Origin of the sequence: Mesorhizobium temperatum (assembly GCF_002284575.1) — a bacterium.
In the GTDB taxonomy this organism is placed as follows: domain Bacteria; phylum Pseudomonadota; class Alphaproteobacteria; order Rhizobiales; family Rhizobiaceae; genus Mesorhizobium; species Mesorhizobium temperatum.
Genome location: NZ_NPKJ01000050.1, coordinates 1 through 24,906 on the forward strand (window position 1 = coordinate 1; position 24,906 = coordinate 24,906).

Annotated in this window: 20 protein-coding genes and 1 pseudogene; 13 read left to right on the forward strand and 8 right to left on the reverse strand. The window is 61.7% G+C overall.

Annotation, left to right across the window (positions count from 1 at the left end):
• Nucleotides 1–449 (reverse strand): annotated as a pseudogene (locus tag CIT26_RS37100) (hypothetical protein); the annotation flags it as partial.
• A 219-nt stretch (nucleotides 450–668) separates the two neighbouring features.
• Between CIT26_RS37100 and CIT26_RS17380 the strand changes: the two are divergent.
• A complete protein-coding gene (locus tag CIT26_RS17380) occupies nucleotides 669–1,196 on the forward strand; it encodes a transglutaminase-like cysteine peptidase (RefSeq protein ID WP_245319466.1) in 528 nt (175 codons plus the stop codon).
• Between the two features lie 721 nt (nucleotides 1,197–1,917).
• Here the strand turns inward: CIT26_RS17380 and CIT26_RS17385 are convergent.
• Both CIT26_RS17385 and CIT26_RS17390 read right to left on the reverse strand, forming a co-directional pair.
• Complete coding sequence (locus tag CIT26_RS17385) at nucleotides 1,918–2,400, reverse strand: hypothetical protein (protein WP_095493729.1); 483 nt, start codon at nucleotides 2,398–2,400, stop codon at nucleotides 1,918–1,920.
• An 8-nt stretch (nucleotides 2,401–2,408) separates the two neighbouring features.
• Nucleotides 2,409–3,083, reverse strand: a complete 675-nt coding sequence (locus CIT26_RS17390; RefSeq protein WP_245319462.1) for a response regulator transcription factor — start codon at nucleotides 3,081–3,083, stop codon at nucleotides 2,409–2,411.
• Nucleotides 3,084–3,796: 713 nt separating this feature from the next.
• On the opposite strand from CIT26_RS17390, the gene CIT26_RS17395 reads away from it, so the two are divergent.
• The 5 genes from CIT26_RS17395 to CIT26_RS17415 all read left to right on the forward strand — a co-directional run bounded on the left by CIT26_RS17395 (nucleotide 3,797) and on the right by CIT26_RS17415 (nucleotide 14,350).
• Entirely contained in the window at nucleotides 3,797–5,887 is a 2,091-nt protein-coding gene (locus tag CIT26_RS17395; RefSeq protein ID WP_095493730.1) for a hypothetical protein, read from the forward strand.
• Nucleotides 5,888–6,032: 145 nt separating this feature from the next.
• Nucleotides 6,033–8,042, forward strand: coding sequence for a type I secretion protein (locus CIT26_RS17400; RefSeq protein ID WP_095493731.1), 2,010 nt, complete (start codon nucleotides 6,033–6,035; stop codon nucleotides 8,040–8,042).
• A 959-nt stretch (nucleotides 8,043–9,001) separates the two neighbouring features.
• Complete coding sequence (locus CIT26_RS17405) at nucleotides 9,002–11,290, forward strand: type I secretion system permease/ATPase (RefSeq protein WP_206072779.1); 2,289 nt, start codon at nucleotides 9,002–9,004, stop codon at nucleotides 11,288–11,290.
• 12 nt (nucleotides 11,291–11,302) lie between these two features.
• Entirely contained in the window at nucleotides 11,303–12,640 is a 1,338-nt protein-coding gene (locus CIT26_RS17410) for an HlyD family type I secretion periplasmic adaptor subunit (protein ID WP_095493733.1), read from the forward strand.
• A 21-nt stretch (nucleotides 12,641–12,661) separates the two neighbouring features.
• Entirely contained in the window at nucleotides 12,662–14,350 is a 1,689-nt protein-coding gene (locus CIT26_RS17415; RefSeq protein ID WP_095493734.1) for a GNAT family N-acetyltransferase, read from the forward strand.
• A 121-nt stretch (nucleotides 14,351–14,471) separates the two neighbouring features.
• Here the strand turns inward: CIT26_RS17415 and CIT26_RS17420 are convergent, their stop codons facing one another.
• A complete protein-coding gene (locus CIT26_RS17420) occupies nucleotides 14,472–15,131 on the reverse strand; it encodes a DUF2161 domain-containing phosphodiesterase (RefSeq protein WP_095493735.1) in 660 nt (219 codons plus the stop codon).
• A gap of 116 nt (nucleotides 15,132–15,247) precedes the next feature.
• Nucleotides 15,248–15,544, reverse strand: a complete 297-nt coding sequence (locus CIT26_RS17425) for a DUF982 domain-containing protein (RefSeq protein ID WP_095493736.1) — start codon at nucleotides 15,542–15,544, stop codon at nucleotides 15,248–15,250.
• A gap of 290 nt (nucleotides 15,545–15,834) precedes the next feature.
• On the opposite strand from CIT26_RS17425, the gene map reads away from it, so the two are divergent.
• Nucleotides 15,835–16,662: a type I methionyl aminopeptidase gene (gene map, locus CIT26_RS17430; protein WP_095493737.1), complete on the forward strand. Its 828-nt coding sequence runs from the start codon at nucleotides 15,835–15,837 to the stop codon at nucleotides 16,660–16,662.
• Nucleotides 16,663–16,718: 56 nt separating this feature from the next.
• Here map and CIT26_RS17435 read toward each other — a convergent pair whose 3' ends face one another.
• Complete coding sequence (locus CIT26_RS17435) at nucleotides 16,719–17,687, reverse strand: quinone oxidoreductase family protein (protein ID WP_095493738.1); 969 nt, start codon at nucleotides 17,685–17,687, stop codon at nucleotides 16,719–16,721.
• Between the two features lie 97 nt (nucleotides 17,688–17,784).
• On the opposite strand from CIT26_RS17435, the gene CIT26_RS17440 reads away from it, so the two are divergent.
• Together CIT26_RS17440 and radC are read left to right on the forward strand one after the other, a co-directional pair.
• The gene (locus tag CIT26_RS17440) at nucleotides 17,785–18,627 is read left to right on the forward strand and encodes a LysR family transcriptional regulator (protein ID WP_095493739.1); all 843 of its coding nucleotides are present in this window, start codon (nucleotides 17,785–17,787) and stop codon (nucleotides 18,625–18,627) included.
• 172 nt (nucleotides 18,628–18,799) lie between these two features.
• Nucleotides 18,800–19,558, forward strand: coding sequence for a RadC family protein (gene radC, locus CIT26_RS17445; protein ID WP_095493740.1), 759 nt, complete (start codon nucleotides 18,800–18,802; stop codon nucleotides 19,556–19,558).
• A gap of 46 nt (nucleotides 19,559–19,604) precedes the next feature.
• On the opposite strand, the gene CIT26_RS17450 is transcribed toward radC, so the two are convergent.
• Nucleotides 19,605–21,053, reverse strand: coding sequence for an MFS transporter (locus tag CIT26_RS17450; RefSeq protein ID WP_095493741.1), 1,449 nt, complete (start codon nucleotides 21,051–21,053; stop codon nucleotides 19,605–19,607).
• 143 nt (nucleotides 21,054–21,196) lie between these two features.
• On the opposite strand from CIT26_RS17450, the gene CIT26_RS17455 reads away from it, so the two are divergent.
• The gene (locus CIT26_RS17455; protein ID WP_095493742.1) at nucleotides 21,197–22,105 is read left to right on the forward strand and encodes a LysR family transcriptional regulator; all 909 of its coding nucleotides are present in this window, start codon (nucleotides 21,197–21,199) and stop codon (nucleotides 22,103–22,105) included.
• Between the two features lie 34 nt (nucleotides 22,106–22,139).
• On the opposite strand, the gene CIT26_RS17460 is transcribed toward CIT26_RS17455, so the two are convergent.
• The gene (locus CIT26_RS17460; RefSeq protein WP_143747861.1) at nucleotides 22,140–22,355 is read right to left on the reverse strand and encodes a hypothetical protein; all 216 of its coding nucleotides are present in this window, start codon (nucleotides 22,353–22,355) and stop codon (nucleotides 22,140–22,142) included.
• 67 nt (nucleotides 22,356–22,422) lie between these two features.
• On the opposite strand from CIT26_RS17460, the gene CIT26_RS17465 reads away from it, so the two are divergent.
• The 3 genes from CIT26_RS17465 to coxB all read left to right on the forward strand — a co-directional run bounded on the left by CIT26_RS17465 (nucleotide 22,423) and on the right by coxB (nucleotide 24,904).
• Nucleotides 22,423–23,247, forward strand: coding sequence for an IS5 family transposase (locus tag CIT26_RS17465; protein WP_095493744.1), 825 nt, complete (start codon nucleotides 22,423–22,425; stop codon nucleotides 23,245–23,247).
• A gap of 252 nt (nucleotides 23,248–23,499) precedes the next feature.
• Nucleotides 23,500–23,637: a hypothetical protein gene (locus tag CIT26_RS36640; protein ID WP_167391436.1), complete on the forward strand. Its 138-nt coding sequence runs from the start codon at nucleotides 23,500–23,502 to the stop codon at nucleotides 23,635–23,637.
• Nucleotides 23,638–24,088: 451 nt separating this feature from the next.
• Entirely contained in the window at nucleotides 24,089–24,904 is an 816-nt protein-coding gene (gene coxB, locus CIT26_RS17475; protein ID WP_095493745.1) for a cytochrome c oxidase subunit II, read from the forward strand.
• Nucleotides 24,905–24,906: the final 2 nt, after the last annotated feature.

Consider the following 24,906-nt stretch of genomic DNA (forward strand, 5'->3'; position numbering starts at 1 on the left):
CCGCCACTGCCGCCGCTGCCGCCACTGCCACCGCCGCCGCCGTCGCCGCCACTGCCGCCACTGCCGCCGCTGCCGCCGTCGCCGCCGTCGCTGCCGCCGTCGCCGTCGCCATCACCGTCACCGTCGCCGTCGCCATCACCGTCGCCGTCGCCGTCGCCATCACCGTCGCCGTCGCCGTCACCGCCATCGTTCAGGGCGGCGGCAATAAGGGCCGTGGTAACCGGCGGGCACATGTCGATCTGTTCGGCGGAAAGAATGCTGGTGCGGTTGGATGCAATACAGCAAACCGCGAAATTGGCTTCAGTGAGAGGTTGGCACTGTGCAGCCGCAAGCCGCGGACGTTGACTCTGCTGTGCGGTTGCCGGTGTGATCATTGCCACCGTGAAGGCGGCAGATGAAAGGAGCAGTATATTTCGAATCTTGCTCGAGACGTCAGGGTACAGGTGCATTTTCTTCCTCCTTTTGAGGGAAAAAAGGCGCTCCCGTCCCCTTTGGTTGCGCGGGGTCAATGTTACCGACCATCGGTAACACTTTATTAACTATGCCAAACAATTTGTTCCTGTGCAATCGCGATTCTCAGGGTTGATTTACTAGACCCCTTCAAGATTATGGCGGCCCACCAAAGGGGACACTAGGTGATTCGTTCAGCGGCGCTTCTCGCGGCGGCCATTTCGCTGGCCGGCTGCAGCAATCAAACCACCGGAACGGCAACGAAGATGGCCACGCAAGGCTACGCCTTTGCACCGGCCGCCTTCTACAAATTCTGCGCCAGTGATCCGGCGCTCTGCAGCACCCGCGGCAAGGTCAAAGCGGTCGAACTCACGCCGAGGCTGGAAGCGGAACTTGCGAGCGTAAACAAGTCGGTTAATCGCCGCATCAGGGAGAGAGACGACCGATACTCCGCAGGCCGAGCCGACGTTTGGGGCTTGCCGACCGACGAAGGCGATTGCGAGGATTTCGCCATCCTCAAGAAAGCCGAGTTGTTGAAACTCGGGTGGCCGGCATCCGCCCTGTTGCTGACCGTTGCGACGCTTGGCGGCGAAGGTCATACCGTCCTAACGGTGCGGACGAACAAGGGCGACCTGGTGCTGGATAACAGGACGGGCGCGATCAGGGATTGGTCACGGACGTCTTACCGTTATTTTGCTCGGCAGTCCCAGTCCGAAAATGGCAAGTGGACGCGGATAAGATCCTGACACCCGTGCCCTGATAGCCCCGCCGATTTCGACGCGGCGCAAAACCAGATCTATCTTCGATCTCGCGTCCTCAGCCGACGGTGGGCCGCGACCGTCTCCTGCGCTGCGCGATACCGCGTCCAAGCAGACGTCACGGCGGCCCGGACCCGATCGCGGCTCACGTCACCTCGATGCGTGCCTGGGCCGAGCTCTTCCTTGGACTGGCGCAGTTCGGCAGGGGCCCCTGCCCCCTGGCAGATCGGCACAGTCATGCTCCGGCCGACGCCGGCAGCGTTGGAAGGACTCGCTGAAGCTGCGCGACACGCCGGCTTCGGCGACAATCCGGGGAAGCAACGCGCATTGCACCGACTCGACGATGAAACCCGAGGCGTCGACCAGATGCAGCGTCGCGAGAATGGCGGGATGTTCGATCAGAGACTGTTTCGAAAGTCGCTCCGGCGAGTCATATGGTGGTGGTTTCGAGAACCGGAGCGCAGCGGACATTTGGGTCCGTGAGCACCGCAGGACCCCGAAAATCGGAAAGATTTTCGGAAAGGATCATTCGCAAAATCAAAAGTGCTACAGCGTCCTTTGCGCGTCCAAAGGACGCGCGGCGCTGTAGGTAAGCGCAGAAAACGCCATCAGATGGCCGCCGGAGTAGAGTTTCCAAACAGTCTCTCAGGGCCACCGCGGATGGTCCCGTAATGGAGATCGCTGATCTGTGCGTCACAGGACAAGCAGTTCAATGCGGAAAGGAATTGCTTTCGACGACTCTCCAAATATCCTTGTTGATTGCGCTGATCGCTTGGATGGAGGCGCTTATCCGCTTCATCTCGGAATCGTCGAGTTCCTCAACCTTCCCATATTTGATTGCATCCTTGCTATCGAAGATGCGCATTAGTTGCGTGCTCGCGTGCGTTCCCGTTTCGTCGAACGAATAGATGCAGTGGCTGTATTTGTTGCGCAGCTTTCCCTGCCGGGTAAGCTGACTGGCAATCTCCAGAACCTGGCGTCGGCATTCAACCGGTGTTCCCGCCATCTTCGCCAACCGCTCGACCAACTCGATCCGAGCACGCGTGGTGTTCAGCGTCAGGAAAATGACGATCGCTGTCTCCTTGTCTACTTTCGCCAGACCGGCAATCAAGTAAATCAGCAAGCTTTCCGTGTTGGTCCATGTGTAGTTCAATTGACCAACAAGCAGTAAAACCTCCTGGAAGCGTGGCATCGACCTGCTCACGTGAGAGTTGAGATCACCGGGCGATCCGCACTGGGACTGCCAACCCTTCCAGCGGACGCAACCCGTCGGGCATGAAAAAGGGCTGCGGCTTCAGTCCGGTTGTGGGCGCCCAGCTTGTTGATGATGTTGTGCATGTGAATTTTGACGGTGTGTTCGGAAAGGCGAAGCGTCGCGGCTATGGTCTTATTCTGCAGTCCCTGCGACGCCATCTCCAGGATCTGCCGCTCCCGACACGTCAGTTGGCCCGACTCCTCAAGTGCGGCTTGCCGTTTGATAGCGGGCTTCGATTGCTTCGTGTTGGAATGGGGCATGCCGTTGTTCAGGTAGGACTGAAACATGGCTAAGGGGAAATATTCGCCTCCGCGCAGCATGAGCCTGATCACGGAAAGCCACACATCCAGCTTTAGGTTCATGGGAAGCACGCCGCGCACCACTTGCGACGCAAAGACCTCATCGGGAAAAAGCGGCCTCCTGCTGTCGTCTTGCATCACAGCGGTCATAGCTGCCGGGTGGAAGCGAGCCAACTGGGCGGAACAGGAATCGATCTCGCTTAGAAACACCGTATCGATCAGAATGAGGGAGACTGAAGGTTCGAACGCAGTCCAGGTGGCGGACAGGTCCCGGACGCGCTCAGCCCCGATCCATGGAAATTCCCTTTCGACGGCATGCACCAGGCTCTCAGAGATCGTGTCGTCAGGGGCAATGAAGAGCAAGGTTCGTCGGGCCCAGGATTCTCTATCGGCTATATCAGCTCGACCTCGTCCGCTCGCCTCCACCCCATCCACCCCATTCATGACGCACCTGTCTACTAGCACTCGCTAAAGGCCGGGAACCCTCAACCCGGACGACACCACGTTAACTAGTTCCTAACTCAAAAATATGCGAAAAAATATAGTCCTGACGAGCTAGGCAGTAGCTCGGGCACGCTCGGCGTAACCCTGTGCTGGCAGCGCGCGGCGCGCAACTATCGCCACTCACGATTGCTACCGACTTAGGTTTCCGTCCAGGACTTAACCCTTCAGGGCGAGCAGATCGTCCCAAACGGGCTAGCTCCAACTATCAGCTTACAATTTCCGGCTGACGGTCACAGACTTCCAACGTTCCGTATTGGGAGTTTGGGGAACATCCAGAGATGCACGAGAGCAGCGAGCGACCGCACCGTTGGGCGGCGCAGGCGGTAGCTCGTGCGCAATTTGGCTGCCCCGCTCCCCGTCAAAGGGAGGTGACGCCGTACAAACAGACGATGACCGGATCTCCGGCCTTAGTCCCCTAGGCGCAGGCGATCCAAACCAGCCACATGAAAACTTAACGGCCGCGAGCAGCCCAAGACCACGTCAGAATGAATGTGGTTCGGTTGTCGCGGCCCGTAACCGAGGGAACGACAATGACTACTCGCAATAGCAATAACTCCAACACCGGTTGGCAGTTCATCGGCGATGTCTCCGATGACGACACCGAGATCAACATCGGAGATGGCGATTCCAAGAGCGACGCCAGCGCCGACGCCAAGAGCGACGCCAGCGCCGACGCCAAAGCCGATGCCCAATCCGACGCTGACGCCAAGAGCGACGCTGACGCCACCGGTGTCGGCGTCGGTGTCGGTGTCGGAGCTGGCATCGGCATTGGCGACGCTACGGCCAATTCAACCAGCAACAACACCAACAATAACGGCAACAACAATAGCAATACGAGCAGCAACAACAATAACAGCAACAACAGCAACTCGAACACCAACACTAACACTAACAACGTTAACACCAATGTTAACGCCAGTGTTAGCGCCAGCGCGACGTCCGACGGATATTTGGACGACGATTACGCTGACCTCGACGACGTGAATGTCGGGCTCGGCGGCGTCATGATTTTCAGCCGCGACGGCGACATCAGCTTCGATCCGGGCGATGACATCAGCTTCTCGGACGTCCTGAACGGCGCGTTTGCTGGGGCCGGCAATGGCCACAGCGCCACCATCATTAACCAGACCGGCGACATGAAGGATAACGACTATCTCGGCAGCGCGACGGTCAAGAATGATGGCTACTTCGGCAACAAGGGCGACGCCAAGGGTGGTTACGCCAAGTCCGATGACGGCATTGATGCCGGCGGCGACGGCGGCCATGCCGGCGATTCGCTCGCTTTGGGCGGCTTCGGCGCAAAGGGCGGCGATGCCGATAGCGGCAACGCCAAGGCTGGCGACGCCGACGGCGGCGGTGTGGCCGTGAGCGTGCCGATTGTCCTCGGCTCCGCGGACGCCAAGTCCGACGGCGGCGACGCTAATGGCGGCGACGGCGTACCGATCGCGCTTAGTGGCGACGCCAAGGGCGGCGACGCGTCCGGCGTGGCTGTCGGTGCAGGCCTCGGCGGTGACGGCAAGGGCGGCTACGGCGACAGTGGCGAAGCCAATGGCGGCAACAGCGGCGACGCCTTTGGCGGCGACGGCGGCGACGGCGTCGGGCTCGGCCTGGGCTTCGGCCTGGGCGTCGGCGTTGGCGGCGACTCCAAGGCCGATGGCGGCAATTCCGACGCCAAGGGCGGCGACGCTGGCGCGCTTGGCATCGCCGATGCCGATGGCGGACGCGGCGGCGACGGCGGCAGCGGTGGACGCGGCGGCGACTCGACCGCGCTACCTGTCGCCCTGGCGCTGATGGACGATGCTGAGGCTGGCAGCGACAACGATCCCGCTTGGGGTGGGAACACCAGCAGTGACAACATCGCCGTAGGTATCCCGATCGCCTCGAATGGCGACGCCGATGCCGGTAACACCGGTGGTGGCGGCGGCGGCGGTGGCGGTGGCGGTGGCGGCGGCGCGAATGCCGGCAACTCGGCCGATGTCGATGGCGGCGCTGCAAGCTCGATTGGCGGCGGCGCAACCTCGACCAGCGGCGCTGGCACCGGCTCAGGCTCTGGCACTGGCTCTGGCTCTGGCGTCGGCGGCGCCGGCGGCGGCGCCAACAGCGGCGCGGGTGGGGCTGGCACGAGCGGCGACGCAACCGGCGGAGCCGGCAGCGGCGGAGCAGGCAGTGGCTTGGCGGACAACCTCAGCACCGGTGGCGCAGCCACCAGCGGTGGGGCCACGGCCGGCGATGCGACCGGCGGCGATGCGACCGGCGGCGCGTCGACGGCGACCGGTGGAACGGGCGCGGTTGCTCTCAGCGGCGCTTGGGCTGACGGAGCGGACGGCGGCAATGCCTGGACCGGCGATGCCACGGGCGGCGCTGGCGGCTACGGCGGCGCAGCTGTTGCGACCGGCGGCGCGGCTGGCAATGGCGGCGGCGGCGGCAGCTGGGGGTCCAATATCGGCCACGACCAGCACATCGAAGCCATAAGCCAGGCCAACGCCAATGGCACCATCGACATGAACGGCTTCAACCAGCAGATCGTGATGGGCGCCAATCTGCAAGGCCACTCGGTCGACATGACTGTAGTAGGCGGCAATCTCACCAGCTCGCTGGTTGGCGAAGACGACGCGACATAACCGGCATGGCCGGTCTCGCCGCGGCGAGACCTGCAAAAAAGGGACTGCGCGGGGAAAGCCCCGCGCAGTCCCTACGAACCAGAAGAGAAGCGCGACCCGGCAAGGGCGCGGATGATCTCGAAAGCCGGAGGAAACTTCCGTGTATATGGACAAGATCACCGAGGCGATCAGCCACTTTGTGGGACTGTTTGAAATCACGCTGGAGCAAACCCGTCTCAGGAAAGCCTATGACGAATTCAAGGCGCTCCAAGCGGTTGAGGAAGAAAGGCCGGAGCTTTCCAGTGATACGATCGACGTCGAAGCAGGATACAATCTGGAGGATTTCGTTCCCTCCATCCAGTATTCGCCAGTTCCACCCAAATTTGTCCTGACGACGCCCTGGTTGGAATTCCAATTCCCTCCTCCAGACATCCCCGCGATCCCGCAGCCGGACGTCGCCTATCCAGGTTTGCTGCTCCACCCGGAAGCTCCATTGATGGGGAGTGCGCCCTCACGCCTGATCCTGCCCCATATCGAGCCCCCTGGCTCGGTGGCGGTCCTTATCAATCAGGAGCTTCGGCTCTCCGATAACGACTATGTAGGCGCTGGCGGACATGGCCTGAAATTCTCTCCCGAAGCAGCGAACCATGGTGCCGAAATGGCGGCCTTGCTGGGCGCGGCGGCGGATCTGTCTCCCATCGACGATCTGGAAATGCCGGGATCGTCCGAGGAGATAGTGACTATCATCAAGACAGCCGGCGAACGGCTCAGCGGCCATCCGGAGGAATCGGATGGCGAAGCCGATGTTTTCGTCGTCAAGGCTGACGTCATCGAAGGCACTTACGTCAATGGGCAATCCGTCGACGAGGCGCCCAAGCTCGACGATCACCTCCCGGAGAAGCACCGTCGAGCCGAGGAGGAGGAAGAAGAGGACGAGGAAGAAGAGCCCGAGCAACCCTCCTACACGCCTGGGTCCGGAAGCATCGACATCGATGTTTCGGTCGAGCTGGAGGCCGGCGGCAATCTCCTCGTCAACAGCGTGTCGATGGCCAACAACTGGCTGCAGTCGCCGGTTTGCGCGGTGATGGGCGACCATGTCGAGCTCAACGCGATCATTCAGATCAATGTCTCGTGCGACAGCGACCTCGTCAGTTCCTCCATCAACGGTTGGGGCCTGAATGCAACCGATCCGACCCAAGGCTTCAATATAGCGATGTTCAAGCGCGTCGATCCGTCGGCGGAAGTTGCGGCGTCGCAGGCCAAGCAGGGTGACTTTCCCGAGCACTGGGTTGTCACGGAGGTCGAAGGCGACCTGCTCATCATGAACTGGATCCAGCAATACACATTCATGACGGACCATGACGTTTCGATCCTGTCGTCATCGGGAGTCGAGACGCTGGTGACAGCCGGCGCCAACACGGCGGCTAACGACATTTCGCTGGACGAACTGGGCTTCCATTACGACCTGATCGTCGTCGGCGGAAACATTTATGACGCCAACATCATCCACCAGTTGAACGTGCTCCTGGACAACGACCTGATCGGCGCGGTCGATGGTTTCCAGACAACCGGCGAAGGCGCGGCCTCCACGAGCGACAATCTGCTTTGGAACCAGGCCGACATCGTCAATTACGGCGCCGGCGATCGCTTCGAGGCGATGACTGAAGCTTATCGCAAGGCGGGTGAAAGCCTGCAGAACGGCAACGGTGACCTTTACGACATACTGGACGATGGCCCATTCGCGGGCATCGGGGCGCTTCGGGTGCTCTACATCTCCGGTGACATCCTCAATCTGCAATACGTCAAACAGACCACCATTCTTGGTGACAGCGATCAGGTGGCCCTGGCCATGAATGCGCTGGCGCATCCGGAGGCGGACTGGACAATTTCGACGGGAACCAACTCGCTGGTCAATTATGCCTACATTGCTGACGTGGATTCCACCGGCAAGACCTATGTAGGCGGCGGCATCTATTCGGACGAGATCCTCATCCAGGCGGAGTTGATTTCCACCGGCCCCGATCTTGGCGGCCAGGATCCCGACGTGCTGGTGAATGAAGCGGTCGCTTTCCTCGACGACGACATGCTGGCGCCGGAAGGCTCTCAAAACGTGGCGTATCCCTCGCTCGTGCCTGAGTCGACCTATTCCGATCCGATGCAAAGCGTCCTCGCGTGATTCGAACCCGGGTGGCAGCCATGACCGAAGATCACGATCAAACCGGGCGCGCTTTCGCCCAAGAACCAGAATGGGATCGGCCGGATGACGGCGGCGAAGCAGTCGGGCGAAGCGAGGCGTTTATCGAGGCCGCCCAGCCGATCTCGCAGTCTTTGCTCCGTCATACCAAGGCGGTCGATCGTTCGGTGAAAGAACTGGACGATGTCGTTGCCGAATTGCGGCGCATAGCGGACGCGCGGCCAACCGAAACACCAACGTCGCTTCGCAACGGGACGCCCGCCAAGGTCACCGAAGAAGTGCGTCTTTTCACCGCGCCTTTACCTGGTGATAACCGCGCTCAGCCACGCGAGGTGCAACCACCCTCTCCCCAAGGAAAAGCGCCTTTGGCTCCGCCGCGGGGCACGCCCACTGCTCCAGCCGCAGACAGCGTTAGAAAGCCCGACCCAATCCGGCTACTGACCCCTCGGATGTCCGAGCCGGCGCAGCGCGCCGTATCACCAATGGCGCTTCGCAACGGGACGCCCGCCAAGATCACCGAAGAGGCGCGTCCTTTCACCGCGCCTTTACCTGGTGATAACCACGCTCAGCCACGCGAGGTGCAACCACCCTCTCCCCAAGGAAAAGCGCCTTTGGCTCCGCCGCGGGGCACGCCCACTGCTCCAGCCGCAGACAGCGTTAGAAAGCCCGACCCAATCCGGCTACTGACCCCTCGGATGTCCGAGCCGGCGCAGCGCGCCGTATCACCAATGGCGCTTCGCAACGGGACGCCCGCCAAGATCACCGAAGAGGCGCGTCCTTTCACCGCGCCTTTACCTGGTGATAACCACGCTCAGCCACGCGAGGTGCAACCACCCTCTCCCCAAGGAAAAGCGCCTTTGGCTCCGCCGCGGGGCACGCCCACTGCTCCAGCCGCAGACAGCGTTAGAAAGCCCGACCCAATCCGGCTACTGACCCCTCGGATGTCCGAGCCGGCGCAGCGCGCCGTATCACCAATGGCGCTTCGCAACGGGACGCCCGCCAAGATCACCGAAGAGGCGCGTCCTTTCACCGCGCCTTTACCTGGTGATAACCACGCTCAGCCACGCGAGGTGCAACCACCCTCTCCCCAAGGAAAAGCGCCTTTGGCTCCGCCGCGGGGCACGCCCACTGCTCCAGCCGCAGACAGCGTTAGTAAGCCCGACCCAATCCGGCCACTGACCCCTCGGATCTCCGAGCCGGCGCAGCGCGCCGTATCACCAACGGAAGAACCCGCGCGCAAGCCCGAGTCAGAAATATTGGAACGGAAGACGCCGAACGCGCCGAAGGACGCGCCCGGGAAGCAGGACCAGCCGAGCGCGCGAGTAGTTGAGCCGCCCGCGCAGGAGATGAAGAACAAGCCGGTTCTGCCCGGCGTGACAATCGAGGGCGACCGCGGTCCCTTGCTTGCCCGGGAACTGCCTGGCAGCGGCGGTCCGACCGGAACCCGTAAGGGGGGCGGTGGTGGCGGCGGGAATGGCGGCGGTGGCGGCGTGTTCCACAAGCGTCTCGGCCCAGTCGATCTCTCGGCAAGCCTCACAGCCGGCCTTCGCGCGGTCAAGAAGAACCTCATCGCGGTGATGATCTTCACGATCGCGACCAACGTGCTGGTGCTTGCGATACCAGTTTACCTCTTCCAGATTTCGGATCGCGTCCTGACGAGCCGCTCGGTCGACACCCTGGTGATGCTGACGGTCGTGATCGTCGGCGCGGTCATCCTGCAGTCGGTATTTGACGCCATCCGGCGCTTCATCCTGATGCGCACAGCGGTCGAGGTCGCCGCCCAACTAGGCGGACCAATCCTCAGCGCAGCCGCCAGGGCTTCACTGCACAGCAATGGGCGCGAATATCAGACGCTGGGGGATCTTCAGCAACTGCGTACGTTTCTGGTGTCCGGCACGTTGCTGTCTCTTCTCGATGCGCCGATGGCCCCGTTATTCATGCTGGCGATATTCCTGATCCACCCCGACCTCGGCTTCATCGTCGTGGCAACTGCGTTGCTGCTGCTGGCCATCACGCTCGCCAACCAGCGCGCAACCGCAAAGCCGTTCGGCGAGGCCAACACCAGCCAAACCAAAGCCAACCTCCACGTCGATTCGATGTCGCGAAACTCGCAGATCATCAACGCGCTCGCGATGATCCCGGAAGCCGTGTGGATCTGGGGCAAGGATACGGGCAACTCGCTCAAATGGCAGGTCATCGCTCAGGACCGAAACATAGCCTTTGCTTCTCTTTCCAAGGGCGTCCGGCTGCTGACCCAGGTCATGATGCTCGGCTGGGGCGCCTATCTGGCCATCGAAGGCACGGTCACGGGCGGCATGGTCATCGCCGCGTCTATTATTGCCGGCCGCGCGCTTGGCCCAATCGAGGGTGCGATTGAAGGGTGGAACCAGGTTGTGCAGTCACGCGCCGCCTTTGGCCGCATCAGTGCGCTGCTGAAGGAATCCCCGCTGAACTTCGAACGCCTGAAGCTGCCCCGTCCGGAAGGTCGCCTCGATGTCGAGCGGCTGCTGTTCGTGCCGCAAGGAACCAAACGTGTCGTGCTCAATGGCATCGGCTTTGGGCTGGAGGCCGGAGACTCGCTTGCGATCATCGGCAATTCGGGCGCCGGCAAAACGACCCTAGGCAAGATGCTCGTGGGCTCGATCCTTCCAACTTCGGGAAGCGTGCGGCTCGATCTGATGGACCTGCGAAACTGGGATCAGCGGCAATTTGGTGAAAGCATCGGCTACCTTCCTCAGGACGTGCAGCTTTTCCCGGGGTCGATCAAGGCGAACATCGCCAGAATGCGCGAAGACGTCGACGATGGCGCAATTTACGAAGCCGCCAAGCTGGCCGATGTCCACGAACTGATCGCCTCCCTTCCGCATGGCTACGAGACCTTTGTCGCCGCCGATGGCGCGCCGCTTTCTGGCGGGCAGAAACAGCGGATCGCTTTGGCGCGTGCCTTTTTCGGCGGCCCGAGGTTGGTGGTCCTCGATGAGCCGAACTCAAACCTCGACACCGCTGGCGAGTTGGCTTTGTCGCGCGCTCTACAGCAAGCCAAAGAGCAAAGGATCACGATGGTCACGATCACGCAGCGGCCTGCTTTGCTGCAGACCGTGGATAAGATCCTGGTGCTCGTCAACGGCACCGTGGCTCTTTTCGGGATGCGTCAGGACGTCCTTCAGGCTTTGGCGGCGCGCGGAATGAGCCTCGACGGCGGCCATTTTGCCAATATTCAGGTCAAATGAGAGAGATCGGCCGTGAAGGACATAGCTAAGATCGAAGACGCTCAATGGTATGGCGCCGTTCCGCGTTCCATTTGGAAGCAGACGACCGCTGGATTGCTGCTGATGGCCGTCAGCTTCGGAGGATTTGGCACCTGGGCATTCACAGCACCCCTCGCAGCCGCGATTATCGCGCAAGGAAGCTTCGTGGCCACTGGGCAGAACAAGATCATCCAGCACCTGGAAGGGGGTATCATCAAGGAGCTTCTGGTTAGCGAAGGCGACCATGTCGAAACCAATCAGCCTTTGGTGCTGCTCGACGAAACGGCCGCGCGGGCAAAGGAACGGCAGTTGTTCTTCCGACAGGCGCGACTCGAAGCGATCGTGGCGCGCTTGACCGCCGAAGTGCATGGGGCGGAGACGATTCAGTTCCCGGCCATAATAACTGAAAATCGCGACGACCCGGAAATTGCTTCGATCGTACAAAGCCAGCGTCTCAACTTCGAGGGCTCGCGCACCAAATTAAGCAGTGAGATCCGATTGCTCGACCAGAACATCGGAGCTCTGAAGTTCCGGGCGGGCGGTTATGAGCAGTTGCTGAAAGCGGTTGCGATACAGCTCGGTCTTCTACGGGAGGAATACAACGGCAAGAAGATCCTCCTCGACCAAGGGTTGATCCGCGCGACCGAGATCAAGGCGATTCAGCGCGCGATAGCAGATGCCGAAGGGCAGATGGGGCGGCTCTCAGCCGAGATATCCGAGACCGGCGCCCAGGTCGTCAAGCACGAACAGGAGATGCGGCAGACAGAAAACGCCTACCGCCAGGCGGCGCTCGACGAGCTCGAGGGCGTTGAAGCCGAACTGGACAGCATCCGCGAACAGTCCCGCGAGGCGCAGAACGTGCTGCGCCGAGCGACGATCCATGCGCCGGTTTCAGGCACTGTCGTGCGGATATTCTACCACACGTCCGGCGGCGTGATCGAGAGCGGCAAGAGCATCATGGAGATCTTGCCGGCGAATGTGCCGCTTATCATAGAAGCGCAGGTGCCGCGGACCGAGATCGACAATGTGAAGGTCGGACAAAAGGCGACGGTACGGCTGGTCGCGCTCAACGCGCGCACGACGCCGGTTCTGAACGGCGAAGTTTACTACGTCTCTGCCGACTCGCTCCCCGACGCCTCCGGTCCTACCGCAAAGGAGGTTTATCTGGCGCGCGTCAACCTGCCAGTCAGCGAACTGGCTCGCGCGCCTGGATTTGCTCCGACGCCTGGCATGCCCGCCGAAATTCTCATCCAGACTGCGGAGCGGACCTTTTTCAACTACCTGTCCAAGCCGATCAAGGACAGCATGGCCAGGGCATTTATGGAGCGCTGATCGTATAAGCGGGGGGTAAATATGCAGATCGACGTCATAACACGCCCGGAAGAACTGAGGGGGCTTCGCGACAACTGGGACGACCTCTACGCCAGGGATCCCGACGCGCATTTCTTCGTCTCTTGGGACTTTCTTTCCCACTATCTTCGACGCTTCGACGGTGACTGGTTCATTTTGGCGGCGCGCAAGGGGCCGCCGGGCTCTCCCTATGTCGCGCTCCTGCCGCTCCGGCTGCGCACCAGGATGAGGAGGAATACCGGCGAACTCTACCATGAAGTGTATATGGGGGGAAACCACGCAGCCGACTATACCGGCATCCTCTGCGCGCCGGAATACGCCTACCGGGCAATCGCGGTTTTCGCGAAGCATCTGAAGACGATGCATTGGGCCAGCCTGCATTTGGAAAACCTGCGGATGTCGGAACGCAGGATAAGCTGGCTGACGGAGCACCTTTCCGACAATCGGCTGACAATGCGTCGGATGAGGCGCGTCAATCAGGTTGACAATGTTGACAACTGCATATGCCCGGCGATCGACCTCCCGTCCTCATGGGAAGATTATCTTCTGCAGAATCTCAGCACTAACACCCGCCAAAAGATGCGGAGATTTCTCCGGAAGCTGGAGAACTCTGGCGAGTTTCGCATAACGCATGCCGACGCCTCTACCATCGAGCGCGATATCGAAATCTTGCTCGAGTTCTGGCGCATTAAGTGGACGCCGCGGAAGGGGAATCTCGTTCCCGGCCTGGTCAAGAGCAACCGACTGCTGTTCAGGCAAGCTTTCGAAAGCGGCACGCTGTTTCTGCCTGTGCTTTGGCACGGCGACCGGCCCTTGAGCGCTCTCGCGATCTTCCTCGATCCGGTCAAGAAGAGCATGCTGTTCCACATGGTCGGGCGCGACGAGACGGCCGACATGCTGCCGTCGGGACTGGTCCTGCACGGTTATTGCATCCGCCGCGCGATCGAGAAGGGTTTCCGGACATACGATTTCCTGCGCGGCAACGAACCTTACAAATATTCCTTCGGTACCCACGACACCGTCCTCAACTGCACGCTGGTGCGAACCAAAACCGGCCGGAACCTTGGCGACCGGCTGGACAGGCGATCGTTGGGCGGCGCGTTGCAGGAGGCGGCCCGCTTCCACAAGAAAGGTTGGTTCATCCAGGCTGAGAACGTCTATCGCCAGATCCTGAACACCGAGCCGACGCATGATCAGGCTCTGTACGGACTCGGTCACGTTCTGGGTACGAAGGGCGATCACCGTCAGGCTGCGGAATGCTTCGGCACGCTTGCAGCTATGTCGCCGCAATCTGTAAACGCCTGGCTTTGCCTGGGCATTGCGCAGCAGTCGCTAAACGACCACTCCGCGGCCATCGAGTCGTTTGGACGAGCCACGGACCTCGATCCAGGCCTCACCCTAGCGCGTTATGCGCGGGGCCGCAGCCTTCTCGCCCTTCAGCGGACGGATGAGGCGGCCCAGGCTTTCACGCTGGTGCTTGAGAATGGATCGCCCGCGCCCGCGGAAACTGCCCTGCGCGCCAAGGCCCGGCGACAATTGCAGCAGTTGAGGACAGCCAAGCCGCTCTACATTCTAAAGAAACCTGAGCGCGAGACGCCCGTCATCCAGCCGTCGGTGCCGCTGGGGCTGACAAATCTGCTCAAGGTTGCGCGGCCGGCAACCACGAGCCGCTCCATCTCTTCTGTTGCTTGACGAGGGGCTTGCCTTAGGATCACCACGCGATTGGCCCGTCAGAGCGGCCAAACGCAACGGCAATCAAGTCGGGAGAGGTCCCCTGCCGCTGCAAGCCGCTCAAACGACTCGTGCCGCCTAGTCATGGAGCCGGTTGGGGCCAGCGCTGCAAGGCTGCTTGGCCAGCCTCTGTAAGCGCATAGACGCCGCGCTCGGCCCTGGCGAACCAGCCATAGACGTTGTGAAGCAGGATCTTGGCAGCGCGTGGTGAAATGGTTTTCAAGTCGCGCGGGCGCTTCGGGCCGTCGACCATGGCAGCGGCGCAGGCCAGCGCATCCTGGCGGTAAGCGGTCATTATCGGCATACGCGAGCCGCCGCCGACGACAGGGTCGCCGCGACGGCGACGATGCTCGTCCACCAGGCGCGATCTTCGCCTCGGGTCTCGCCGGGGCGGCAAGGCGGCCGGGCTGAGCAGCAATTCGACGTTGCCGGCGGAACCAACCCCCAGAAGCCCGAAACCAAGCCGCCTGCAGAGTGCGCGGAACCGGCGATCATGCTCACGGCCTTTGCCGCGGGCCGACATCCGCGCCGCGAGCCAGACCTCATCGCATGACGCGGCACGATCGACACCTTGAAGTATGAGCTCGAGGTTGAACTGCAATTTCAATTCGCAGATGACGACCACGGGCGGCTCGCCGTCGCGCAACCCCACGACGTCGCAACCACCAACTTCGCCTTTGACGGTGAATTCCAGGCCCTCAAGAAACCGCTTCACCGGGATGTAAAGAGACGTTTCCTGCATGCCGGAGCCATAGCCGATTCGTGACTGGCTGGCACAGCATCACCGAAGGGCATGCCGTTCTGGGGCAGATTTGCCGCTCGTCGAACGCATGGAAGTCTGGGATGCCAGCTCGGCCGCTAAGCCCTCAGCCGCCTCGCCTCGCCAGAACGCTTGCCCGGAACCATCATATCCCTGGCCAGCAGGCGGCTCACCCGGCAGAACACCATGAACGCCCGGCAAGCCTCCTCGGTCTCGACCAGGTCGACCGTGGCGCCGAAGCAGGCATTGAATGCGGCCTGATAGACCGGGCCTTGCCGGCGAACCGGCCAGCTTTGCAGGAAATCCAGCGCCTGTTCGACGCTGTAGATTTCCTCGACCGGCAGGCCAGGCGCGGTCGTGATGCGCACCGGCACCTCGAATTGCAATCTGTCCATTCCTGTCTCTCCAGAACGCGTTCCCGCAGCAGCGCCGCTCGTCGCAAAAAAGTTGCTTTGACCGGCTTTTCGCTCAGGCCTTTCTTCTTGTTCAGAAATATGTCGTCAGTGCGGACGAACACCCCGGCACGGGCCGGATAGGCACAAGATGAAGCCGCAAGACATGAATATCGTCAGCGTTCGTCCATCCTTGGCAGTTCGTCCTTGAACCTGGCGCCGTCCGGTGCCAAATCTGGGAAGATTTTCGCGCGGGCTCATCAGAAGCCCTTTCTTCCGGCAAGACGGACACAATGGTCACCTATCTCGACGCTGCCACGGCACCACTCAGAAACACCGGCCAGATCCGCCTCTATGGCGAAGAAGGCTTTGCCGGCATGCGCAAGGCCTGTGATCTCACTGCGCGCTGCCTCGACGAACTGGTGTCGATCGTCGCGCCGGGCGTCACCACCGAAACCATCGACCGTTTCGTCTTCGAGTTCGGCATGGATCACGGCGCATTGCCGGCGACGCTCAACTATCGCGGCTACACGAAGTCGTCCTGCACCTCGATCAACCACGTTGTCTGCCATGGCATTCCCGACAACAAGCCGCTGAAGGACGGCGACATCGTCAACATCGACGTCACCTACATTCTCGATGGCTGGCATGGCGATTCCTCGCGCATGTATCCGGTTGGCACGATCAAGCGCGCCGCAGAGCGCCTGCTCGAGGTCACGCATGAATGCCTGAGGCGCGGCATCGCGGCGATCAAGCCCGGCGCCCGCACCGGCGCCATCGGCGCCGCCATCCAGACCTATGCCGAAAGCGAGCGCTGCTCGGTGGTGCGCGATTTCTGCGGCCACGGCGTCGGCCAGCTCTTTCACGATGCGCCGAACATCCTGCACTATGGCAGCGCCAGCGAGGGCGTCGAGATGCGGCCGGGCATGATCTTCACCGTCGAACCGATGATCAATCTCGGCCGGCCGCACGTAAAAGTGCTGTCGGACGGCTGGACGGCGGTGACGCGCGACCGCTCGCTGTCGGCGCAGTACGAGCACACGATCGGCGTCACCGAGACCGGATGCGAGATCTTCACGCTGTCGCCGAAAAACCTCGACCGCCCCGGCCTGCCGGGATAGCTGCGCTCCGTCCATTCGACCCCGCAAGGTCGGCCAAGCGGCGCGTTGGTGCCAGCCTATGGGATCAGCAGCAGACTTCCGGTGGTTCGTCCCGCTTCGAGTTCAATGTGGGCTCTAGCTGCGTCGTTGAGCGCGAATTCCTCGCCAATGGCCGCCGTGATTTTCAGATGAAAGGCGTCGATCAAGGCTGCGGCGGCTTCGGTGTAGAAAGCCTGGTCGCCGGTTGCAGCCATGATACTCGGGTGGGCGAGAGTTCGGTTGGGTCGTAGCTGGTCGAGCGAAACCGGTGGGATCGGCCCGGCCGCCTGGCCGAAACTGACGGCAGTACCGAACGGCCGTATGCATTGGATTGTCTTGGCGAGCATGGCACCACCAATGCCATCATAGCCGACATCCACGCCTCGACCATCCGTGAGGTCCAAGACATGTTGGACAAGATCGGCATCGCGCCCGACAATGATATGGTCGGCGCCATGAGAGCGAGCGAGAGTGGCTTTTTCCTCGGAGCTGACCGTGCCGATCACCGTTGCACCCAGATGCTTTGCCCAACGGACCAAAATAGCCCCAAGACCACCTGCCGCGGCATGGATCAGGATGATTCCGCCCGGCTTCACAGGGTAGGTGCGATTGAGCAGCATGTAGGCCGTCATACCCTTCAGCGTCGATGCCGCCGCGGTGTGCGACCCAACCCCGTCTGGCAGCTTGATCGCCCGCTTCGCCGGCAGCAGGCGTGTGGAGCTATAGGCGCCGACCGGAGCGCCTGCATAAGCAACACGGTCACCTGAAACAAGGAGCGTGACCTCGGAGCCAACGGCCTCCACGATTCCAGCTCCCTCGGCACCGAGGACAGCGGGATAGGAGGGCAGCGGGTAGATGCCCTTGCGATGGTAGATATCGAGAAAATTGACGCCGATCGCCTCATGACGGATACGGATTTCCTGCGGGCCGGGAGATTGCGGCGCGCACTCCAATACCCGCAGTTGATCGATGCCCCCCGTAGCGAGTAGCGTGACCGCGATATCCATCCTCATTCTCCAATCTGATGTTCGATGGGTGAATGCCAGATGACAGCCTGATTGAAAATTACCTATAATCTCCCAGCCAATGGGAAAAAATAGTCCGATGCTGGATTGGGAGGATCTCCGCCATTTCCATGCGCTTTCGCGTCTAGGCACGCTCTCGGCAGCTGCTCGGGCACTCGGCGTGGAGCATGCCACAGTGGCGAGACGAGTGGCGCACCTGGAAGAAAGGATCGGCGCGAAGCTCGTTGATCGGCGCGGTCGGCGCCTTTCGCTCACGGCCAAGGGCCAGCAAATAGCCAACATCGCCACGCGAATGAGCGAAGATGCCCAGACGATCGAGCGTGCGGCACTAAATGCCGACAACCGGCATACCGGGACGGTCAGGGTAAGCGCCCCGCCTGCCTTAGCGACAGCGATGCTGGCCGAGCGGTTCGTTCGCCTTCGGCGACGGCATCCCGGCATCAATGTCGTGGTCATCGGCGAGACGCGTTATGCCTCGCTTGGACGGCGGGAGGCAGATATCGCCGTGCGGATGGCGCGACCGGAACAGGGCGACCTAACTGTTACCAAGTTCGGCGAGGTTGGCTTCAGCCTCTATGCCGATCCCGCCTATCTCGCCGCGACATGCGAGACGGACTGGTTCTTCGTTGGTTATGAGGAAACCATGGCGTCGTCGCCGCAGGAAAGGGTGCTTGCGCAGATTGCCGAGAACCGTCCGGTCGCCATCCGCGCCTCGGCGCTGGAGTTTCAACTGGCTGCCGTCAAGGCCGGCGGTGGCGTCGCGTTGCTGCCGGATTTCTTGGCGGCAAATCAGAATTTGACCAGACTGCCTTTGCCGGGCGGTCCTCTTACGCGTGAACTCTGGTTGGTCGTGCACACGGATATCAAGGATGTGCCTCTGATCCGCGCAGTAATGGACGGGCTTGGCGGCAAGGTCGGATGAGTGAGGTCACAAACCGATCGCCCGCGCGATGGTTCACTGCAATCCGAGGCAATCCGAGCGCACATTCGACGGTTGCTACGCTGCCGCGAAAAAAACTCGACCGTCCTGGCTTGTCAGCCTAGTATTTTCCCAAATCGGGCGACAGCTTTGCCCGAGTGATTGGCGGGGGCAGATGGGGAAAGCCGGCGAGGACGACGAACGGAGTTTTTTCTCCGAAGCGCCGATACGGCCAGCGGCGAAGGCCAGGGCGAGCCAGGACAAGCCGCATTATCTTGGTCATCGCGACCGCTTGCGCCAACGGTTCGCGGCCTCGGGCTCCGACGCCCTCCCCGACTACGAACTGCTGGAGCTCTTGCTCTTTCGCCTGATCCCACGCGCCGACACCAAGCCCGTCGCCAAGGCATTGCTGGCGCGCTTCAGCACGCTGGCCGAGGTGCTTGGCGCGCCCGTCGCGCGGCTTGAGGAGGTTAGGGGTATCGGTCCGGCCGTGGCGCTCGATCTGAAGATCGTTGCCGCGACGGCCCAACGCGCGGCACGTAGCGAGATCAAAGGCCGCGAGGTCCTGTCGTCCTGGACGCAGGTTCTCGGATACTGCCGGTCGGTCATGGCCTTCGAAGAGCGCGAGCAGTTCCGTATCCTGTTTCTCGACAAGAAGAACGCATTGATCGCCGACGAGGTGCAGCAGGTCGGCACCGTCGACCACACGCCGGTCTATCCGCGCGAAGTGGTCAAGCGCGCGCTCGAACTCTCCGCCACGGCGATCATTCTGGCCCACAACCATCCGTCAGGGGATCCCACGCCGTCGCGCGCCGACATCGAGATGACCAAGCTGGTCATCGAGACGGCCAAACCGCTTGGCATCGCTGTCCACGATCACATCATCATCGGCAAGAAGGGTCATGCCAGCATGAAGGGCCTGCTGCTGATCTGACGCCCCTGTTTGAACATGCATCGGCCCGAAAGCGTCCCGTCTCGTGTCACGAGACGCCCCCCGGCAGCGACGGGCGTGCCGCGAGAGCGCGGCCCCCAACCGCGATGGCGAGCGCGACGACGATCAGTATCGCCGCGACCGCGAACGTCATCCGCATACCGGCAGCAACGGCCTCGGGGCGCGTCGTTGTGATGTCGATCGCCTCCGAGGCGACCGCGAATACGGCGCCCATGACGGATGCGCCAGTGATGAGCCCGAGATTGCGCGACAAATTGAGCAAGCCGGAAACGACGCCCCGCTGGTCCGGGCGGATATCCGACATGACGGCGGTGTTGTTGGCGGTTTGGAACAGCGCATATCCCGATGTGATGACTGCGATCGGGGCGACGTATGCAGGGAGCGTTGCCGGCATCATGGATAGAATGAAGCAACCGGCGGCTATCGCGATGAGCCCAATAACGGTCATGCGCCCAGCGCCAAAACGGTCGGCTATGCGACCAGCTGGCACACCGGTCAGCGCGGCGACAAGCGGACCGACCGACATGACGATGCCAACAAGAGCCGCGTCGAGCCCGAGCGCACGAGACAGATAGAACGGCCCGACCACCAGCGTCGCCATCATCACCGTCGCAACGAGCGCGCTCATGGCGAGGCTCGCACTCAGCATCGCATTGCGGAACGCGCCCAATCGGATCAAAGGCGACGCCACTCTCGCCTCCACAAGCACAAAGAAGCCGGCTCCGAAGACGGCAGCCACCAACAGAGCCATGTTGAGCGGACCAAAACTGCCACGCCCGATCGTCATCGCGAGCGCATACGCGCCAAGCGTCAAGGCAAGCAGCAGCGTGCCGACAACGTCGAAGCCGGCCCGATCCGTCTTCGGCCCCCGGCGATCAGCCGGCAGATAGCGATAGGCGAGAACTAATGCCAGCAATCCCAGTGGCACGTTGACGAGGAAGATCGCCCGCCAACCGGCTCCGGCAATCAGAAGGCCGCCGAGCGAGGGACCCAGAGCGGTGCCGATCGCCGACATCGTTCCGAGCAGCCCCATGGCGCTGCCGGTCCTTGCCTTGGGAACCGTCTCACCGACAAAAGCCATGGTCAGGGCCATCATGATGGCCGCCCCCAAACCCTGCGCCGTCCGGGCTGCGATCAGCAGCCAGAGCGTCGGCGCGACGCCACATAGGACTGAGGCCGTCGTGAACAGGAAGAGCCCGGTCAGCAGCAGCCGCCGGCGGCCGGTGATGTCACCAAGCCGTCCGACGCTGACGATCAGGGTGGTGATGGCGAGGAGATAAGCCAGCACGATCCACTGGACGTCCTGGAACGAGGCGCTGAACGCCTGCGCCAACGTCGGCAAGGCGACATTGGCGATGCTGATGCCGAGTGAGGACAGCAACATCGACAACGAAAGGCTGGCGAGTGCCCACCGAACCGAAGGTGCCCGTTCTGGATTTCCAGCGACTGCCCGTCCTGCATCGATTGTCTTCAACATGAACTCCGTTTTCTGGCGACTCCCGAAACGGAGCTTGTCAGAGACGTAGTCCTTTGCCTAATATGGCGGAAGATGCATCATTTGCACTTAATCATTGCGTTTGACGCTATGTCAGATCGTGCTGACCGTGCTACGCTCAGCACATGTCGCATCCCGATCTCAATCTCCTTGTCACCCTTGATGTGCTGCTGACGGAAGGCAGCGTTGCGCGCGCCGCCAAGAGGCTGCGGCTGAGCCCGTCGGCAATGAGCCGGGCGCTGGCGCGATTGCGTGAGACGACCGGCGATCCGCTGCTGGTCAGGGCTGGCCGCGGCCTCGTGTCCACACCCCGAGCCATCGAGCTCCGCGAGCGCGTCGGTCAGCTTGTGGAGGACGCCGAATCCGTTCTGCGTCCTGTTGAGACGCTCGACCTGAAACGGCTCGTGCGAACCTTCACGCTTCGAAACAGGGATGGCTTTGTCGAGAATTTCGGACCGGATCTCATTGCGCGCGTCGGCCAACAAGCACCGGGCGTGCGGCTGCGTTTTGTGTTGAAGCCAGACAAGGACAGCACGCCCCTGCGCGACGGCAGCGTAGATCTTGAAACCGGCGTCGTCGGAAAGGCCACGGGACCGGAGGTGCGCGCGCAAGCGCTGTTTCGTGATCGTTTAGTCGGCGTCGTGCGGATGGGGCATCCATTATGCGAGCTGACGATCACCCCTGCCCGTTACGCAGCCTGCCGGCACATCCTCATCTCCCGTCGCGGGCTCGACAGGGGGCCGATCGACGATGCCTTTGAGCCGTTGGGGTTGAAACGAGAAATCGTGACGGTCGTCGGCGGCTTTTCGGAAGCTCTGGCCCTGGCGCGTGCCTTGGACCTGATCGCCAGCGTTCCCGAACGCTATACGGGGAACCTGCGCGACGGGATGTTCTGTTTCCCTCTGCCGGTTCCCTTGCCGGAAATCACGGTGTCGCTTTTGTGGCACCCGCGGCTCGATGCCGATCCGGCGCATCGCTGGCTGCGCGGTTGCGTTCGAGACGTTTGCGCCGGAATAACTCACTGGATTTCTTAGAGTCCGTTTGAGAATGGAGCGTAAGGGTGCTCGGTTAAGCGCGGAGCACCGCGACCAGCTGTTCTTCGCCGTCGCTGAAGGTTCTCAGTTGCGCTGCGACGATGCTGCCGGGAGCGAAGGTCCATTCCTCATCATCCGGCATGGGTCCGAGTATCTGGTAAGTTCCGTCATCGAGGGTTTTGATGGCAACCGGGCGCCACACGTCGGTGCCTTCGTTCAGCAGTGGCATGAGCAGGGAGGTTAATGTCATGGCATTTTCCTGAGCTGCCGTCAGATCGGTACTTCTGGACTGGCGTGATCTGTGATTCAAGCTCGGAATGTGGACCCGAGCAAGCCGTAGCCGGATGGCTGACCTTGAAAAGCGAGCGAAGCGCTACCCGACGGACCTCACGGACGAAGAATGGGCCATTGTGCGCTCGTTTCTGCCACCGCCGCCAAAACGTGGCCGCAAGCCAGCGACCGACCTGCGGGAGGTCCTGAACGCACTGCGCTATCTCGCGCGTTCGGGTGGTGGCTGGCGGATGCTGCCGAAGGATTTCCCGCCCTGGCAGACGGTCTACTGGTGGTTCCGGCGCTTTGTGCGACGGCTGCTGTTCCGCACGATCCATGACGTGGCGCTCATGCTCGACCGTGAACAGGAAGGTCGCGAGCAGGGTCCGAGCGCCGCCGTCATTGACAGCCAGTGCATCAAGGCGCCCGCGGCAGAAGAGCGCGGCTTTGATGCCGCGAAGAAGGTTGTCGGTCGCAAGCGCCACATCGCCGTCGACACCGATGGCCGGCTGCTCATGGTCAATCTCACCACCGCCGACATCTCGGACAGCGCCGGCGCTCAGTCGATCGTCGGAGCCATCCGCAAGCGATGGCCGTGGCTCAAGCACCTGTTCGCCGATGCCGCCTATGACCGCACCAAGCTGATGGACACTGTCGACTACCGCGACTACGTTCTCGAGATCGTCCGTAGGAGCGACGCCGAGCCTGGCTTCAAAGTGCTCCCGAGACGTTGGGTCGTGGAGCGCACCTTCGGCTGGATGACACGATGGCGCCGGCTCGTCGGCGACTATGAACAACGGCTCGACGTCTCCGAAGCCATGATCCACCTCGCCCTGGGCAGCTTGCTCCTACGCCGCATCGCTCACCCCTGACCATTCTCAAACGGACTCTTAGTGGTTGAGGCGAGCGTGGCTGGTCCGATCACGGCAACTCGGTGTTGCAGGTGCCGGCGATCTGGCCGACCGCCTCGCTGAACCGGCAAGATCGAAATCGGCCTCGCCTCGCCCCGACAGCAGCCGGAACCGCCAGGACAACTGGAGCCGGTCTGCGGAACCAATCGCCTGATCCCGTCGACACCATCCCGAACCAGCCTCCTCCCGCGCTTGCCGACCGGCCAGCTTTCGTTGACCTTGCTGGCCTTGTCGACGGTCACCGACACGGTGATGGTCCGGCTGGCGGATACGGCATCGTTCAACTGCAGCCATTCGCTCCAGCGCAAGGAGGAACGCCGTGGCGACCGCGCCTCCAATGCCGACGAATAGCTTCAACGATCCCTCCAACGACCTGCACTTTGCAACTCGCCGCAGATAATGATCAAACCTCGTATCGCCAGCCGCCAACCGCTGCTTGGGCACAAATCTGTCGCCTACCGCATCGGCTCGAATCGGAATCGATTCGCGGACAGCACGATGCGCAGATAGTGAGAGTGCAGAGTGTACTTTGTCCGTCTAAGTGGCCGCACGTCGCTCTAAAGTCAAAACCGCACATGGGGCGGCCTTTCACAATTCGGCGGAAACCCGTGTTGTTCGGCGCTTTTGGCGGGCTTTTTCTTCGCCGCAGCCTTCTTCTTCTTAGGTTTTTCCACATCACCGCCACTGCGGTTTCGGCTGGCCGGAAGACCGCACTAGAATTTCGATCAGAAATCGAGCTATGATGCATTTGGCATTTCCAGGGACGGCTTCGCGCCCTTGGAATGCCGGGAGGAAACGGGATATGGCCATAGCGCTTGTACTCGTTTTGGTAGTTGTGGGCTCAGTGTTGTTCCACTTCCTGAGCCCATGGTGGTGGACGCCGATTGCCTCTAACTGGGATTATATCGACAACACCATCATCATCACCTTCTGGATTACCGGCGTCGTCTTCGCCGCCGTCGTCCTATTCATGGCCTATTGCGTCTTTCGCTTCCGTCACCGGGAAGGCAACCAGGCAGCATACGAACCCGAGAACAAGCGGCTCGAATGGTGGCTGACGATCGTCACCGCAATCGGGGTCACGGCCATGCTGGTTCCCGGCCTGTTTGTCTGGAACCAGTTCGTCAGCGTCCCAAGCGACGCAACAGTGGTCGAAGTCGTCGGCCAGCAATGGCAGTGGAGTTTCCGCTTGCCCGGCAAGGACGGCAAGCTCGGCACATCCGACACCCGCAACGTCAGCCCTGAAAATCCCTTGGGCGTGAACGCCAGTGACGCCAACGGCCAGGACGATGTCGTCGTCGAAGCCGCCGATCTGCATCTGCCGGTCGGCAAGCCGGTCAAGATGCTGCTCCGCTCGATCGACGTGCTGCATGATTTCTACGTCCCTGAATTCCGCGCCAAGATGGACATGATCCCGGGCTCGGTCACCTATTTCTGGTTCACCCCGACCAAGACCGGAACTTTTCAGGTCCTGTGTGCCGAACTTTGTGGCCAAGGGCACCCGTTGATGAATGGCGTGGTCATGGTCGATACGGCGGAAGACTATCTGGCGTGGCTCGGCGAACAGCAGACTTTCGCGCAATTGTCAGCCCCCCAGCAGGTGGGCTCGGCAGAGTAGAC

What these genes read in the sequence shown, in the direction of transcription:
- CIT26_RS17385 (WP_095493729.1), bottom strand. Translation starts at nt 2,400, where the DNA reads ATGCCACGCTTCCAGGAGGTTTTACTGCTTGTTGGTCAATTGAACTAC.
- CIT26_RS17395 (WP_095493730.1), top strand. Translation starts at nt 3,797, where the DNA reads ATGACTACTCGCAATAGCAATAACTCCAACACCGGTTGGCAGTTCATC.
- CIT26_RS17400 (WP_095493731.1), top strand. Translation starts at nt 6,033, where the DNA reads ATGGACAAGATCACCGAGGCGATCAGCCACTTTGTGGGACTGTTTGAA.
- CIT26_RS17405 (WP_206072779.1), top strand. Translation starts at nt 9,002, where the DNA reads ATGTCCGAGCCGGCGCAGCGCGCCGTATCACCAATGGCGCTTCGCAAC.
- CIT26_RS17415 (WP_095493734.1), top strand. Translation starts at nt 12,662, where the DNA reads ATGCAGATCGACGTCATAACACGCCCGGAAGAACTGAGGGGGCTTCGC.
- CIT26_RS17420 (WP_095493735.1), bottom strand. Translation starts at nt 15,131, where the DNA reads ATGCAGGAAACGTCTCTTTACATCCCGGTGAAGCGGTTTCTTGAGGGC.
- CIT26_RS17425 (WP_095493736.1), bottom strand. Translation starts at nt 15,544, where the DNA reads ATGGACAGATTGCAATTCGAGGTGCCGGTGCGCATCACGACCGCGCCT.
- map (WP_095493737.1), top strand. Translation starts at nt 15,835, where the DNA reads ATGGTCACCTATCTCGACGCTGCCACGGCACCACTCAGAAACACCGGC.
- CIT26_RS17435 (WP_095493738.1), bottom strand. Translation starts at nt 17,687, where the DNA reads ATGGATATCGCGGTCACGCTACTCGCTACGGGGGGCATCGATCAACTG.
- CIT26_RS17440 (WP_095493739.1), top strand. Translation starts at nt 17,785, where the DNA reads ATGCTGGATTGGGAGGATCTCCGCCATTTCCATGCGCTTTCGCGTCTA.
- radC (WP_095493740.1), top strand. Translation starts at nt 18,800, where the DNA reads ATGGGGAAAGCCGGCGAGGACGACGAACGGAGTTTTTTCTCCGAAGCG.
- CIT26_RS17450 (WP_095493741.1), bottom strand. Translation starts at nt 21,053, where the DNA reads ATGTTGAAGACAATCGATGCAGGACGGGCAGTCGCTGGAAATCCAGAA.
- CIT26_RS17455 (WP_095493742.1), top strand. Translation starts at nt 21,197, where the DNA reads ATGTCGCATCCCGATCTCAATCTCCTTGTCACCCTTGATGTGCTGCTG.
- CIT26_RS17460 (WP_143747861.1), bottom strand. Translation starts at nt 22,355, where the DNA reads ATGACATTAACCTCCCTGCTCATGCCACTGCTGAACGAAGGCACCGAC.
- CIT26_RS17465 (WP_095493744.1), top strand. Translation starts at nt 22,423, where the DNA reads ATGTGGACCCGAGCAAGCCGTAGCCGGATGGCTGACCTTGAAAAGCGA.
- coxB (WP_095493745.1), top strand. Translation starts at nt 24,089, where the DNA reads ATGGCCATAGCGCTTGTACTCGTTTTGGTAGTTGTGGGCTCAGTGTTG.